Annotated in this window: 13 protein-coding genes; 1 reads left to right on the forward strand and 12 read right to left on the reverse strand. The window is 64.6% G+C overall.

All coding sequences use genetic code 11. The features are described 5' to 3' along the window. Positions 1-12: 12 nt before the first annotated feature. From ACXJKE_RS13705 to cadR, 5 genes are all read right to left on the reverse strand, one after another. Positions 13-1,191 carry an acyl-CoA dehydrogenase family protein gene (locus ACXJKE_RS13705; RefSeq protein ID WP_457281152.1) on the reverse strand — a complete coding sequence of 393 codons (1,179 nt, stop codon included), beginning with the start codon at positions 1,189-1,191 and terminating at the stop codon, positions 13-15. Between the two features lie 33 nt (positions 1,192-1,224). Continuing rightward, the gene (locus ACXJKE_RS13710) at positions 1,225-2,883 is read right to left on the reverse strand and encodes an acyl-CoA carboxylase subunit beta (protein ID WP_457281153.1); all 1,659 of its coding nucleotides are present in this window, start codon (positions 2,881-2,883) and stop codon (positions 1,225-1,227) included. After that, entirely contained in the window at positions 2,880-3,764 is an 885-nt protein-coding gene (locus ACXJKE_RS13715; RefSeq protein ID WP_457281154.1) for an SDR family oxidoreductase, read from the reverse strand. The genes ACXJKE_RS13710 and ACXJKE_RS13715 overlap by 4 nt, the downstream gene beginning before the upstream one ends. After that, positions 3,761-4,489, reverse strand: coding sequence for a TetR/AcrR family transcriptional regulator (locus tag ACXJKE_RS13720; protein ID WP_457281155.1), 729 nt, complete (start codon positions 4,487-4,489; stop codon positions 3,761-3,763). The genes ACXJKE_RS13715 and ACXJKE_RS13720 overlap by 4 nt, the downstream gene beginning before the upstream one ends. A 72-nt stretch (positions 4,490-4,561) precedes the next feature. Next, complete coding sequence (cadR, locus tag ACXJKE_RS13725) at positions 4,562-5,095, reverse strand: Cd(II)/Pb(II)-responsive transcriptional regulator (RefSeq protein WP_457281156.1); 534 nt, start codon at positions 5,093-5,095, stop codon at positions 4,562-4,564. A 92-nt stretch (positions 5,096-5,187) separates the two neighbouring features. Here cadR and ACXJKE_RS13730 point away from each other — a divergent pair, with 92 nt between their 5' ends. Then, positions 5,188-7,446 (forward strand): heavy metal translocating P-type ATPase, encoded by a 2,259-nt coding sequence (locus tag ACXJKE_RS13730; protein WP_457281157.1) that lies wholly within the window; start codon positions 5,188-5,190, stop codon positions 7,444-7,446. A gap of 134 nt (positions 7,447-7,580) precedes the next feature. Here the strand turns inward: ACXJKE_RS13730 and ACXJKE_RS13735 are convergent, their stop codons facing one another. From ACXJKE_RS13735 to ACXJKE_RS13765, 7 genes are all read right to left on the reverse strand, one after another. Further along, the gene (locus tag ACXJKE_RS13735) at positions 7,581-8,648 is read right to left on the reverse strand and encodes an ABC transporter substrate-binding protein (RefSeq protein ID WP_457281158.1); all 1,068 of its coding nucleotides are present in this window, start codon (positions 8,646-8,648) and stop codon (positions 7,581-7,583) included. Positions 8,649-8,714: 66 nt separating this feature from the next. Continuing rightward, positions 8,715-9,869 carry an NAD(P)/FAD-dependent oxidoreductase gene (locus tag ACXJKE_RS13740; RefSeq protein ID WP_457281159.1) on the reverse strand — a complete coding sequence of 385 codons (1,155 nt, stop codon included), beginning with the start codon at positions 9,867-9,869 and terminating at the stop codon, positions 8,715-8,717. Continuing rightward, the gene (locus ACXJKE_RS13745; protein WP_457281160.1) at positions 9,869-11,251 is read right to left on the reverse strand and encodes an FAD-dependent oxidoreductase; all 1,383 of its coding nucleotides are present in this window, start codon (positions 11,249-11,251) and stop codon (positions 9,869-9,871) included. Before ACXJKE_RS13745 ends, ACXJKE_RS13740 begins: the two co-directional genes overlap by 1 nt. Then, a complete protein-coding gene (locus ACXJKE_RS13750; protein WP_457281161.1) occupies positions 11,248-11,580 on the reverse strand; it encodes a (2Fe-2S)-binding protein in 333 nt (110 codons plus the stop codon). Before ACXJKE_RS13750 ends, ACXJKE_RS13745 begins: the two co-directional genes overlap by 4 nt. Next, positions 11,577-12,371 carry an ABC transporter permease gene (locus tag ACXJKE_RS13755; protein WP_457281162.1) on the reverse strand — a complete coding sequence of 265 codons (795 nt, stop codon included), beginning with the start codon at positions 12,369-12,371 and terminating at the stop codon, positions 11,577-11,579. The genes ACXJKE_RS13750 and ACXJKE_RS13755 overlap by 4 nt, the downstream gene beginning before the upstream one ends. Before the next feature lie 10 nt (positions 12,372-12,381). Further along, positions 12,382-13,245 (reverse strand): ABC transporter permease, encoded by an 864-nt coding sequence (locus tag ACXJKE_RS13760; protein ID WP_457281644.1) that lies wholly within the window; start codon positions 13,243-13,245, stop codon positions 12,382-12,384. A 23-nt stretch (positions 13,246-13,268) separates the two neighbouring features. Further along, positions 13,269-14,339: an ABC transporter ATP-binding protein gene (locus tag ACXJKE_RS13765; RefSeq protein ID WP_457281163.1), complete on the reverse strand. Its 1,071-nt coding sequence runs from the start codon at positions 14,337-14,339 to the stop codon at positions 13,269-13,271. Positions 14,340-14,371: the final 32 nt, after the last annotated feature.

Genomic DNA, 14,371 nt, shown 5'->3' on the forward strand with positions numbered 1-14,371 from the left:
ATGGCCATGAACTCAGCCACCCTTTTTGCCGGACTTGGCCACGCCCATCATCTTGGCGATGATCCCCATCATGACTTCGTCGGCCCCGCCGCCTATGGAGCCGAGCCGGCCGTCGCGGAACATGCGCGCCACCTTGTTTTCCCAGGTGTAGCCCATGCCGCCCCAGAACTGCAGGCAGGTGTCGGGCACGAGGCGGTTGAGCCGCCCGGCCTTGAGCTTGGCCATGGAGGCGAGCTCGGTCACATCCTGGCCCTGCACATAGAGCTCGCAGGCGCGGTAGGTCATGGCGCGCAGGCTCTCGACTTCGGTCTTCATCTCGGCGAGCTTGAACTGCACCCATTGCTGGTCAGCCAGCGTAGCGCCGAAAAGCTTGCGCTCGTGCGCCCACCCGACCGTCCATTCAATGCAGTTGGACAGCGACTGGATGCAACTGGCCGCACACCACAGGCGCTCTTCCTGGAACTGCATCATCTGGTAGACAAAGCCCGAGCCTTCGCTGCCGATCAGGTAGCGCTGCGGCACACGCACTTCGTCAAAGTAGATCAGGCCGGTGTCGGATGAGTTCATGCCGATCTTTTTAATCTTCTTCGCCGCTTCAATGCCTTTACGCAACTTGCCCTTGTCGCGCATGGGCACCATGACCAGGCTCTTGTTTTTGTGCACGGGGCCCTCGCCGGTGTTGACCAGCATGCACATCCAGTCAGCCTGCAGGCTGTTGGTGATCCACATCTTCTGGCCGCTGATGATGTAGTCGCCGCCGTCCTTGCGGGCATGGCTCTTGATGGAGGCGACATCGCTGCCGGCACCCGGCTCGCTCACACCGACGCAGCCGACGGCATCGCCGGCAATCGCTGGAACGAGGAATTCGCGCTTGAGCTCGTCGCTGCCGAAGCGCGCCAGTGCCGGCGTGCACATGTCGGTCTGCACGCCAATGGCCATGGGGACGCCGCCGCAATCGATATGGCCCAACGCTTCGGCCATGGCCATGGCGTAGGAGTAGTCCAGGCCCGCGCCGCCGTATTCCTCAGACTTGGTCAGGCCCAGCATGCCCAAGTTGCCGAGCTTCTTGAACACTTCATGCGCGGGAAAGATTTCAACGGCTTCCCATTCATCGACGTGCGGATTGATCTCGGCGTCAATGAACCGTTTCAGGGTTTTCTGGATTTCAAGGTGTTCGTGCGTGTATTGCATTTCGTTGTCTCCGGTTCTTTTTTTGCAGGCGGTCTACATGCGCGCCACGCCAAACTGCATGGGCCGCAGCTGCCGCGCATCGGCCTCGGCGCACATCGCCAGGCACTGTGCCAGCACCGCGCGCGTGTCGCGCGGGTCTATCACGCCGTCGTCCAGCATCAGGCCCGAGGTGTAGAACACATCGGCCTGCGCCTCGAACATGGCGACAATCTTGTCGTACTGGGCTTGCGACTGGGCCGGGTCCGGCGCGATGCCTTTGCGCGCCAGGGCCGCCTCGCCCACGATCTGCATGGTGCGCGCAGCCTGTTCGCCGCCCATCACTGCCGTCCTGGCGCCGGGCCAGGTGAAGAGAAAGCGCGGCGCGTAGCCGCGGCCGCACATGCCGTAGTTGCCCGCGCCAAATGAAGCGCCGCACTGGATGGTGATTTGCGGGACGGTGGCATTGGTCACCGCCTGGATCATCTTGGAGCCGTGCTTGATCATGCCGTCCTGCTCGCTCTCCTTGCCCACCATATAGCCGGTGGTGTTCTGCAGGTAGATGAGGGGGTGGCCCAACTGGCACATCAGCTGGATGAAGTGCGTGGCCTTGTTGGCGCCGGCCACATCAATCGGGCCGTTGTTGCTGATGATGCCGACGGCATAGCCGTCAATTGATGCCTGCACGCACACCGTGGCCGCACCGTAGAGCGCTTTGAAAGGCAGAAAATCGGAGCCATCCACCAGCCGCGCGATGACCTCGTGCATGTCCAGCGGCTGTCGCAGGTCGTCAGGAACCAGGCCCAACAGCTCGTCGGGCGGGTAAATCGGCTCACGGGGGAGATCGGTGCTTGCTATTGAATTAGTAGCTGCTTGCGCCCGTCCTGCTTCGCTTGCTGCCCGATTCGACCATGAAGTCCGGGCCACTACCTGGCGCGCCAGCCCCAGCGCATGGCGATCGTCATCGGCCAGATGCTCACCCAGGCCCGACACGGCGGTATGCATTTCGGCGCCGCCCAGTTCCTCCTCGGTGGCGACTTCGCCGGTAGCGGCCATCAACAGTGGCGGGCCGGCAAGGAAAGCGCGGGAGCGCTTGCGCACCATGATGACCACATCGCTCAGGCCCGGCATATAAGCACCGCCCGCCGTGCCCGAACCGTGCTGCACGGTGATGACGGGGATGCCCGCCGCCGACAGCCGCGCCAGGTTGCGAAAGAGGCTGCCGCCGTGCACAAAGCCTTCGACCCGGTAGCGCATGAGGTTGGCGCCCGCACTTTCCACCAGGTGGATAAAGGGCAGCTTGTTTTGCAGCGCAATCTCCTGCATGCGCAGGATCTTTTCCAGCCCCATGGCCTGGACGGCACCGGCTTCTATGCCCGAGTCACTGGCCACCACCATGCAGCGCACGCCGCTCACAAAGCCGATGCCGGCCACCACGCCGCCGCCCGGCACCGACTGAGCTGCATCCTTGTTGTCCTGCAAATAACCCGCGAGGGAACACAGACCCAGCCAGGGCGCGCCGGCATCCAGCAGCAAGGCCACACGTTCACGCGGCAAGAGCTGGCCACGCTTGTCGAAGGCGGGCCGTGATTTGGCGGAGGCGGCGGCGCTGCACTCTTCCAGCGCGCGCAATGCGGCGATGCGCGACAGCATCGCCTCACGCCGCTGCATGGCTTGGGGCGATTGCGCATTCCACGCGGAATGGAACAGCGTCATGACTGGAAAACCTTGGGGGTCTCCGCCAGGTGAAAACCGTCGAAAGGTTTGATCGCATCGCGCTGCAAAGCCTCGGCATCGGGCCGCTTCATGGGCCAGCCCATGCGCACCTGGGGCCGGGCGCCGTCGACGCGCAAGGTGCTGCCACTGACGAAGTTGGCGGCCTTGCTGAGCAGGAAGACGACGGCCGCCGAGGTTTCGCTTTCGGTGCCGAAGCGGCCCAGTGGCACCGTGTGGCGCATCTCGCGCAGCATGGGGCCGGCCTCTGGCGGGTAGTGGTCCATGCCGCTGGAGGCGATGTACCCGGGTGCCACCGCGTTCACCCGCACGCCGCTACGGGCCCATTCGGCCGCCGCGGTTTCGGTGAAGCTGACCATGCCGGCGCGCGCGGCGCCGCTGTGGCCCATGCTGGGCATGGAGCCCCACATGTCGGCCACGATGTTCACGATGCTGCCGCCTTTTTCCTGCATGGCTTGCAGGTAGCATTCGCGCGCCATCAAAAATCCGCCTGTCAGGTTGGTGTTGATCACGGCCTCCCAGCCTTTGGCGCTGATGGACTCCAGCGGCGTGATGTACTGACCGCCCGCGTTGTTGACAAGCCCATCGATACGGCCCTGTGCCACCACGATGGCGGTGATGGTGGTTTTGACAGCCTCTTCCTGGCGGATGTCACAGGGGTGGAAACTCACGCGCCCGCCTTGCGCCACGATTTCGCCGGCCACGCTGTGCAGTTTCTCGATATTCCTGCCTATCAACACCACATGCGCGCCCAGCGCGGCGAGTTCATGCGCGATGCAGCGGCCAATACCGGAGCCACCGCCGGTGACAACAATGACCTGACCGGCAAAGAGGCCGGGTTGGAACACGGATTGGTAACTCATGCGCGGACCTTTCTTGCCGGGGATTTCGGAGTCTTTTCGCCAATGAACAGCGCCATGGCCGCATCCGCCAGATCATCCAGCGATGCATCTTTCTTGGCGTCAAACCACTGCACCGACCAGTTGAGTGCCCCAAAGATCAGAAGGCGCGACAGCTTCACCGGCCCCTTGAGTTGCCCTGCCGCGGCCAGCGCCTTCAGCACGGGCTCCCAGACAGCTTCGTAGTCGCTTTGCAGTCTGGCCAGCAGGTTGCGCTGCCGGGCTGTGATCGAACGCGACTCGTAAAGCATCACAGGGATGAAGTCGCTGCCGGGGCCCAGCAAGACGTCAAAGTGATTGCGGATCAGCACGTGCAGCAGCGCTGGCGCCTCAGCGGTAGAGAGCCCCGCCGCCTGCAAGGCCGCGGCCTGGCGCTGAATCGCCGAGCGCATGCCCTCTTCCATCACGGCATGGAGCAGCGCGCCCTTGCTTTTGAAGTGATAGAAGGGCGAGCCGCTGTGCATGCCGACGGCCGCCGCGATGTCGCGCGTGCTGGTGGCGTCAAAGCCTTTTTTCCGGAACAACCGGGCGGCCGCATTGACGAGTTCGACCCGCCGGTTGCCGTCGTCGCGTTCGTCCAGGGTTTTGCGCGGCCGGCCGCGCGGACGCTTTTCAGCGCTGCCGGTTTCGGTTTTCGAAGGGGTATGAGCGCGTGCGGCAGGTCGCGAACGCGCGGCAGGTTTGTCCATAAGGACGGACCTTAGCAAAACCCGATATTTTTAGCAAGCAAGTGCTTTGTAAAAATACCGGGCCGCGTTTCGTCACTTGCGCTCGGCAGCCGCCTTGCCGGTAGCGGGCTTTTGGCGGCCCTCTTCTTTGGCGGGCACACCGACCTGCGGGTGCGCGCCGTGGATATGCGCATGGCCGCGCCCGGCAGGGGTACGGTTCTGGCTTTGCCGCAGTGCAGCTTTTTCCAGGCCGCTGAGGATGCCGCAGTCGCCCCCGGCCTGGCCGCTGGCACACTGCTCACGCAAAACCTTGAGGTCTTTTTCCAGTGCCTTGAGTTCGCGGATGCGGGTGGCGACGTGGCTGATGTGCTCGTCCAGCAGGCTGTTGACGTCGTCGCAGCTGCCGGCCGGCGCATCCTTGAAGTTCAGCAATGCGCGAATTTCCGCCAGCGTCATGTCCAGCGACCGGCAGTGGCGTATGAAGGCCAGGCGCTGCACATGGCTTTCGTCATAGATGCGGTAATTGGCGTCGGTGCGCGCCGCTTCGGGCAACAGACCCTCACGTTCGTAGTAACGGATGGTTTCCGTCTGGGTCTGCGCGGTTTTGGCCAGTTCTCCGATTTTCATGGCGACTCCTTGAACATCGTCCCCACATTGCTGTAGGGTCACTTCAGCAGCCAGCTTGACTCTAAGGCCGCTACAGGGTTTCCAATTAGGCCATGAAATCTGAAAAAACCCTTGTTTCCGGCGTGGATGCCCCTACCGGCGACTGCTGTGGCGGCGCCCACGCCGCACACGCACCTGTATCCAATGCCGCCGGTGCCGCGGGGCGGATTTTCCGCATCGCCACCATGGATTGCAGCGCCGAAGAGTCTGACATCCGGCGCGCGCTGGAGCCGATCGCCGGTATCCGGTCCCTGGGTTTCCAGCTGGGTGCACGTACGCTACGAATAGACGCCAGCGAAGAGGCCTGTGCGACTGCCCTGGACGCCATCCGCAAGGCCGGGTTTGACCCGCAGCCTGCCCGGACGGGTGCCAACGCGCATGCAGGCGGCCACGACCATGAGGGGCATGGGCACGACTACGGCCATGATGGCGGTTTCGGCGGTTTTGGCAGCGGTGTCACCCGCCTGGCCGCGGCGCTGGTGCTGGCCGTGGGCGCCGAGGCTGTGTCTTTTTTTGCACCCGAGCTGCTGGCCTGGAAAATCGCCGGCATGGCGGTGGCGGCGCTGGCCATTGGCCTGGCCGGCCTGGACACCTATAAAAAGGGCATGGCCGCCCTGCTGCGCGGCAGGCTCAACATCAACGCGCTGATGTCGGTCGCCGTCACCGGCGCTTTCCTGATCGGGCAGTGGCCGGAAGCCGCGATGGTGATGGCGCTCTATGCCATTGCCGAGCTGATCGAAGCCAAAGCCGTGGACCGCGCGCGCAATGCCATCAAGGGCCTGCTGGACATGGCGCCAGAACAGGCCTTGATGCAGGGCGAAGACGGCGCGTGGGCCAACACGCCGGTGGCCGCCGTGCCGCTGCAGGCCCTGGTGCGCATACGCCCCGGCGAGCGCATACCGCTGGACGGCCTGGTGACCCAGGGCAGCAGTGCGGTCAACCAGGCGCCCATCACCGGCGAAAGCATTCCGGTCGACAAGGAGCCCGGCGACAGCGTCTTTGCGGGCACCGTCAACGAAACCGGTGAGATCGAGATCCGCGTCACGGCGGCGGCCGGCAACACCACGCTGGCACGCATCATCCACGCTGTCGAGCAAGCCCAGGGCAGCCGTGCGCCCACGCAACGTTTTGTCGACCGCTTTGCCGCCGTCTACACGCCGGCCGTGTTCGCCATCGCCGTTGCGGTCGCCGTGTTGATGCCGCTGCTGGCGGGCCTGAGCTGGCAGGAGTCGATCTACAAGGCGCTGGTGCTGCTGGTAATCGCCTGCCCCTGCGCCCTGGTGATTTCCACGCCCGTCACGGTGGTGAGCGGGCTCTCGGCCGCCGCGCGCCGGGGCATCCTGATCAAGGGCGGCACCTACCTCGAGCAGGCGCGCCTGCTCAAAGCCATTGCGCTCGACAAGACCGGCACCATCACGGAGGGCAAGCCCGAGTTGGTGGATTGGCGTACCTGGGGCAATGCAGACGCAGCGGTGGCCGCACAGCTGGCCGCCGGCATGGCCTCACGATCTGATCATCCGGTGTCCAAAGCGATTGCAGCGGGCCTGAACACCGAAGCCGCCGACGTGCAAGCCTTCAAGGCCCTGCCGGGCCGGGGCGTTGAGGGAACGGCCCAGGGCCAGCGCCTCGTGTTGGGCAATCACCGCCTTATCCATGAGTTGGGCTTGTGCGGCGTGGAGCTGGAAACTGAACTCGCCCGGCATGAACAGCAAGGCCGCACGGTGACACTGCTGGCCGACGGCACGCGCGTGCTGGCCCTGTTCGCAGTGGCCGACACCATCAAGCCAACGTCCCGGCAGGCGATTGCCGACCTGAAGGCGCTGGGCGTCACACCCGTGATGCTGACCGGTGACAACGCCGCCACGGCGCGCGCCATCGCAAGCCAGGCCGGCATCGACGACGCCCGCGGCGACCTGCTGCCCGAGGCCAAGCTCGACGCCATTCGCGAAATGCAGCGGCACTACGGCGCCACCGGCATGACGGGCGACGGCATCAACGACGCACCGGCGCTGGCGCAGGCCGACATCGGCTTCGCCATGGGCGGCGCCGGCGCCGACACGGCCATGGAAGCGGCCGACGTGGTGATCATGAACGACAACCTGGAGCGGGTGGCCGAAACGGTGCGGCTGTCAAAACGCACGCACGCCATCCTGTGGCAGAACATCAGCCTGGCACTGGGCATCAAAGGCATCTTCCTGCTCCTGGCCGTTTTCGGCACGGCGACGATGTGGATGGCGGTGTTTGCCGACATGGGCGCCAGCCTGCTGGTGGTGGGCAACGGCTTGCGTTTGCTGCGCGGTCGGCACAATTAAATTGCTATAGATTTAGTAGCTTCTCGCGCACATCCCTATTGACCCGAGGACCTAAAAGTACAAAACCCGAAGTGACTCAGGAAGCCTGCTTCGGGTTTTTGCATGCGCCTGCGAAAGGCGCTGGCAATGGATGATCAGCGCTCGACTGTCTTGTTCCAGCGCGCATTCCAGGCTGGGCGGTTCTCGTTGATGGCATCCCAATCCACCGTAGTCGCCGTCTTCATGTAGGTGTTCATCTGGGTCACAAGCGCGGCAGCCTTGCCACTGGCCTTGGTTTTGGGGTTGGACGGGATCTGGTCGCCAAACTCCAGCGCCGCAGCCTGCGCCTCAGGCGACAGCAGGTACTGGGCAAGCTTGTGGGCCAGCGCGGGTTCACTGTTCTTCGCAATCACGCATTCACCGACCGTCAGCACGGCCGAGCCTTCCTTGGGCTGCACATATTCCACCGGCAGGCCTTTTTCCTTGAGCACGCCGACGGCGGTGGGCGTGAGGGGGAACATCGCGGCCTCGCCGGTCTGCACCATTTCAGCCAGCTTGGCCGAGCTCGGGATGTACTCGAGCACATTGGGTCCTATGGTCGTGGGCCAGGCCTTGAAGCCGGGCTCCACGTTCTTGTCGTTGCCGCCCTGGATGCGGTTGAACAGCAGGAAGCCGTGCAGGCCGAAGGTCGACGACGACAGCGACTGGAACACCACCTTGCCCTTGTACTTCGGGTTGGCCATGTCCATCCACGAGGTGGGCGGAGCCCAGCCTTTTTCGGTGAACATCTTCTTGTTGTAGGCAATGCCGGTCATGCCGATGTTGACGCCGGCGGCCATGTCGCCCTTGAAGCGTGCCGTGGGAAACAGGTCATTCAGCGCAGGGGTGGCCTGCATCTTCTCGCACAGGCCCATGCCGATGGCGCGGTACATGATGCCGTCGTCCAGGAACATCACGTGCATCTGCGGGTTGTCCTTGTTGGCCTGCGCCTTGGCCAGGATGTCCGAGGAAGTGCCGGGCACGACCACGACCTTGACGTTGTTGGCCTTCTCGAATGCACCGAAGACGTTCTCGGTGTAGGTTTTTTCCATGGTGCCGCCGTTCATGCCGATGTACAGCGTCTTGGTCTGGGCCATGGCGTTTCCGCCGGCCAGGCCGGCGGCTGCAACGGCAAGCGACACCGCTGTAGCGCGGGCGGTCAGGAATCGTAGGGAGATGTTCATGGAAAGCTCCTGGTGGCGTTGGTGAAGTGAAGGCAGTGAAATCGAGGAGGACTATGGAGAAGAGGACTAGACAACGGTGGAAGAAACAAGCCCGGCGGTTGTCGCACGCGGGTTTGCGGAAAAGCGTTCAATCGAAAAAGCGTCGATAGGCGTGGCACTCTCACCGCTTTGCACCAGGTCAGCCAGCACCGCGCCCACACCCGGCCCCAGCTGGAAGCCGCCGCCAGCGAATCCGAATGCATGAATCAGGCCCGGTGTGGTGGCGCTCGGTCCTATGACCGGCTGGCGGTCGGGCAGGTAACCTTCGGTGCCGCTCCAGGTGCGGATGATGTGCGCGTGTTTCAGCGCCGGCAGCAGCTCGACGGTTTGCTGCATCAGGCCGGCCAGGCCGCTGCGCTGTGCGCGGGCACGCTGGTCGTCCAGCGCGTAACCCCGGCCGCCACCGATGACGCAGTTGCCGCGCGCTACCTGGCGGGCATAGACGCCGCCGCCCTCCACGCCGAGGCTGAGGTTCATGAATGCGGGTAGAGGCTCGGTCACCACCATCTCGGGATGACCGGCCTCCATGGGCACCGGCTCACCGAACTGCGCCGCGAGGGCGCCTGCCCATGCGCCCGCGCAATTGAGCAGGTGCTTGGCGCGAACCTCCAGCGCATCGCCCGAACGCAGTACAAACACCGCTCCGTCGCGCGCCACTTCATCCACGCGGGTCTGTTCGCGCACGTCGGCGCCGAGCTTGCGCGCGGCCAGTGCAAAGGCCGGCGACACGAGACGCGGGTTGGCCTGTCCGTCACCGGGGCACAGCGACGCACCTATGGCAGCTCTTCCCAGCCACGGGCAGCGTTCGCGCAAGGCACGCATGGAGAGCATTTGCAAATCCATGTCGAAGCCCAACGTGCGCTCGCGGTAGCTTTCGAGCGAGACCATGTCGGCTTCGCTGCGCGCGATCTTGAGGTGCCCCGAAGGGAGGTATTCGCCGTCGATGCCGATCAGTTCGGGCAATTGCGCCCACAAGCCCTGCGCGCGCTGCGACAGCGGCAGCTGGCTGATCGGCCGGCCCTGGCGGCGCACGCCGCCGTAGTTGACACCGCTGGAACGCGAACCGCACAGATCACGCTCGAGCAGCACGACCGACAAACCCATGCGGCGCAGGAACAGGGCCGCCGACGAGCCCATGATGCCGCCGCCCACAATCGCAACGTCGGCCGTGACGCATTCCATTACACGCCCTCCTGCTTCATCGCCTGGACGGCCATGGCCGAAAATGGCAGCGGCTTGATGGGCGACTGCCCGCGCAGCCGGCCGACACCATCTGGCTGTACAGCGCAGGCCTGCGCAAGGATTTCCGCCGCCGCCACGCCGCAGGTACGCCCCTGGCAGCGCCCCATGCCCACCCGCGTCAGCGCCTTGAGGCGGTTCATCTCGCGTGCGCCGGTGTCGGCCACGCACTGGCGCAGTTCACCTGCGGTGATTTCTTCACAGCGGCAGACCACCAGCTCATCAGGGGCGGCTGCAGCCCAACCAGCGGGAAACGGAAAGGCGCGTTCCAGCCCCCGGCGAAAGGCCGCCGTACGCGAAAGCTGGTTTTCGAGCGAGGCCGCGCGCGCCACATCGATCCTGTGCCCGGTGTCCGCCAGCAGCGCCAGCGCGGCACGCTCGCCAGCCCATTCCGCGGCATCAGCGCCCATGATGCCGGCACCATCGCCGGCCAGGTAAACACCTGCCACGCTGGAACGGCCCATGGCGTCGCGCTCGGGCAATGCGCCACGCTGCAGGCTGTCATAGCGAAAAAGGCAGCCCAGCAAATCGGCCAGTTGAGTTTCGGGCCGCAGCGCGTAGCCAAAACCCACGCCGTCGCAGGCGATCTCGTGCGTGCGGCCGGCCTTGCGCCAGTGCATAGCCTGCACGCATTCGTCGCCTGTGGCGCGTACCAGCTCCACGCCCTGGTGCACCGCGATGCCATGCATGCGCAACCAGCCCAGGTAATAAAGGCCCTTGGCCAACAGCGCCGGCTGGCGCAGCATGGCGGGCACGGCGGCAGCCTTGCCTGCAAAACTGGCCGTATCAAGTACCGCCGCAACTTTGGCGCCGGCCCTGGCATACTGGTAAGCAATCAAATACAGCAGCGGCCCCGTGCCGGCAAACACCACGCGCGAACCAATCGCGCAGCCCTGGAATTTCAGGGCCACCTGCGCGGCGCCCAGCGTGTAGACGCCGGGCAAAGTCCAGCCTGGAAAAGGCAGGACACGGTCCGCCGCGCCGGTGGCAACAATGAGGTGGCTGTAGCGCAGCGTGCTCATCAGCCCGTGATGAAGCAAGTCGAGCTTGCCGCCTTCAGCGCTCCAGACCAGGGTGTCGGGGCGGTAATCGACCTTGTCCAGGATGCCGGCCATGGCCTCATGTACCGCGTCGGCGCGCCCGGCTTCAAAACCATAAAGAGCCTCTTTGGGCCGCGAGAAACCCGCGGGCGGCTGGCGGTAGATCTGCCCGCCCCAGCGCGGCGCTTCGTCCACCACCACGGGACGCAGGCCGTGCGCCACCAGCGCCTCGGCAGCGCGCACGCCTGCCGGGCCGGCACCCACAATCACCGCCTGCGTGCTCATACCGGTCCCTCCGCGCCAGTCACCAGCCGCATGCCTTCTTCGATGAAGGTGCTGCAGGCACGCAGGCGCCGGCCCGATTCGGTGGCAACCCAGCAGTCCTGGCAGGCGCCCATCATGCAAAAACCGGCACGCGGCTCGCCGCTGAATTCGCTGAAGCGCAACTGCGCGCTCTGCGTCAGCACCGCCGTCATCACGGTGTCGCCGGCCAGGGCCTTCAGGGCCTGCCCATTGAGCACAAAGTTCACCGGTTTGCGGTTGCCTTCGGCCAGGCGGTGAAGCAGGGCTGCAGGCTTGTGGCTCACCCCGGCAATTTCAATGGTTGATTTCATTTGTGTCCGACCAGGATCTTGTCGAGGCCGTAGATGCGGTCCAGCACCAGCATGGCCACAGCCGTGAGCGCCACCATGAGGGCCGAGACGGCCGCCATCAAGGGGTCTATCGACTCGGTCGCATACATGTACATCCGCACCGGCAAGGTCACGGTGGAGGGCGCAGTGACAAAGATCGACATGGTGACCTCATCAAAGCTGTTGATGAAAGCCAGCAGCCAGCCGCCGGTGACGCCGGGCAAGATCATCGGCAGCGTGACGCGCACAAACACCGTCGCCTGGCTTGCACCCAGCGAGAGGGCCGCCTGCTCAGCGCTGCGGTCGCTGCCTTCAACCGAAGCCAGCACCAGCCGCAGCACATAGGGCGTGATGATGACCACGTGCGCCAGCGCCAGCCAGAAGAAGCTGCCGGTCGCGCCGATCAGCGAGAAGGTGCGCAGCAAGGCCACACCCAACACCAGATGTGGAATGATCAGCGGCGAAAGAAACAGGCCATTGAGAAAATCACGGCCTGGGAAGGTATGGCGGGCAATCGCCAGCCCGGCCGGTACAGCCAGCAGCGTAGCCAGCGTCGCAGATATCGACGCCAGCCAGAGGCTGTTCTTGAAGGACTGCACAAAGTCCGAATGCGCGAACACCGCACGAAACCAGCGCAATGAAAACTCCGTGGTCGGAATGGCCAGCGTGTTGCCGGGCGTGAAGGCCACCACGCACACGATGACCAGAGGCGCCAGCATGAAGGTGATGACGAGTGCGTTGAAGAGCAGAGCGAGAGGACCGTTCCTGGACATGGCGCGCTCCTTATCCCAGCGATTTCTTGTACGAACGCTCGAGCACGCGGTTGTAGCTCAGCATGATGGCCAGGTTGGCCAGAAGCAGAGTGAGCGCGATCGCCGCGCCCAGCGGCCAGTTGAGCTCGTGCAGGTATTCGTCATACACCACCGTCGCCACCATCTTCAAACGCCGCCCGCCCAGCAGGCCCGGGATGGCGAAGGCGCTGGCGCTCAGGCCGAACACGATCAGGCTGCCCGACAGGATGCCCGGCAGCACCTGCGGAAAGATGATGCGGCGCAAGGTGGTGAAGTGCGAGGCCTGCAGCGACAGCGCCGCGTCTTCCACACCCGGGTCCAGCTTCTGCAACGATGTCCATACCGGGATCACCATGAAAGGCAGCATCACATGCACCAGCGCGATGACCACGGCGGCTTCGGTGTAGAGAATGCGCATCGACGGCAGGCCCACGGCGCGCATGGCCTGGTTGACCACGCCTTCGGGGCCGAGCAGCATGCTCCACCCAAACGCCCGCACCACCACCGACACCAGCAGCGGCGCCAGCACCACCAGCAGCAAAATCGAGCGCCAGGGGCTGCGCATGCGGCTGAGCACATACGCTTCGGGCGCGCCGACAACGATGCAGATCAGCGTGGTGAGCGCCGAAATCCACAGCGTGCGCCAGAAGATGCCGTGGTAGTAGTCGTCTGTCAGCACGGCGGCGTAATGCGCCAGGGTGAAACTGTTCTTCACGCCGGTGGCGTGGTCAAACACCTGGAAGGACAGCACTGCCGTGAGCGCCAGCGGCACCAGCAACAGGCAGGCAAACAGCGTGAAGGCCGGCGCTGACAGCAGCCAGGGCGTGCGCGATGCACTGGCCCGGGCCGATGTCATCGGTGCAGCCACGGCCGTACTGTTCACGCCGGCACCCCTTGTGCGCCGGGCAGCAGGCGCACCTGCTGGGCGGCCCAGTCCAGGCCCACGTTGGCGCCTTCTTCGGCGGGCGCCGTGCCGTCATTGGGGCTGACCACTGCGAGCTTGCCAGCGGCGGTCGACACCTGGTAGAGCCATTGGCTGCCGAGGAAAAAACGTTCATGCACCGTGCCGCCTATACGGCCCTGGGCTTCAGGCACCAGGCGGATTTTTTCGGGACGCAGACTCAGCACCACGGCGTCGCCCTCTGACACGCCAGGGGCCTGAAGCTCCAGCGGCACGTTGCCGCCCACATGCACGGTGGCCCAAGGGCCGGTGGCCATCACACGGCCTTCCAGCAAATTGGCCTTGCCGACAAAACTGGAGATAAAGCGTGTCTGCGGGTGTTCATACAGGCGGTACGGCTCGTCGATCTGCGTCACGCGGCCGGCTTCCATCACCACCACGCGGTCGCTGATAGACATCGCCTCGGTCTGGTCGTGCGTGACCATCACGGTGGTGGTGCCGACCTTGCGCTGGATCTGCCGCAGCTCAAACTGCATCTCTTCACGCAACTTGGCGTCGAGATTGGACAGCGGCTCATCCAGCAGCAGCACCGGCGGCGAAATGACCAACGCACGCGCCAGGGCCACGCGCTGGCGCTGGCCGCCCGACAGCTCACGCGGGTAGCGTGTGGCGTGCGCCTCAAGATGCACCAGAGCCAGCGCGGCTTTCACGCGCTCGGCACGTTCTTCTTTGGGCACACGGCGCATCTCCAGGCCGAAACTGACGTTGTCATACACGCTCATGTGGGGGAAGAGCGCATAGCTCTGGAACACGATGCCCAGGCCGCGCGAATTGGGTTTGGCGTGGGTGATGTCGCGGCCGTCCAGCGTGACCTGACCCGACGTCACCTCACAAAAGCCCGCAATCATCTGCAAGGTGGTGGTCTTGCCGCAGCCCGAAGGACCGAGCAGCGAGACGAATTCGCCCTTTTCCACCGACAGGTTCATGTCGGCCACGGCGCGGGTAGCGCCGTAAGACTTGTTCACATTCGCCAGGGTCAAAAAAGACATGGGGAGCACCTCTGCAACAAAGGGAATGACCA

The sequence above is a fragment of the Polaromonas sp. P5_D5 genome (assembly GCF_054049435.1).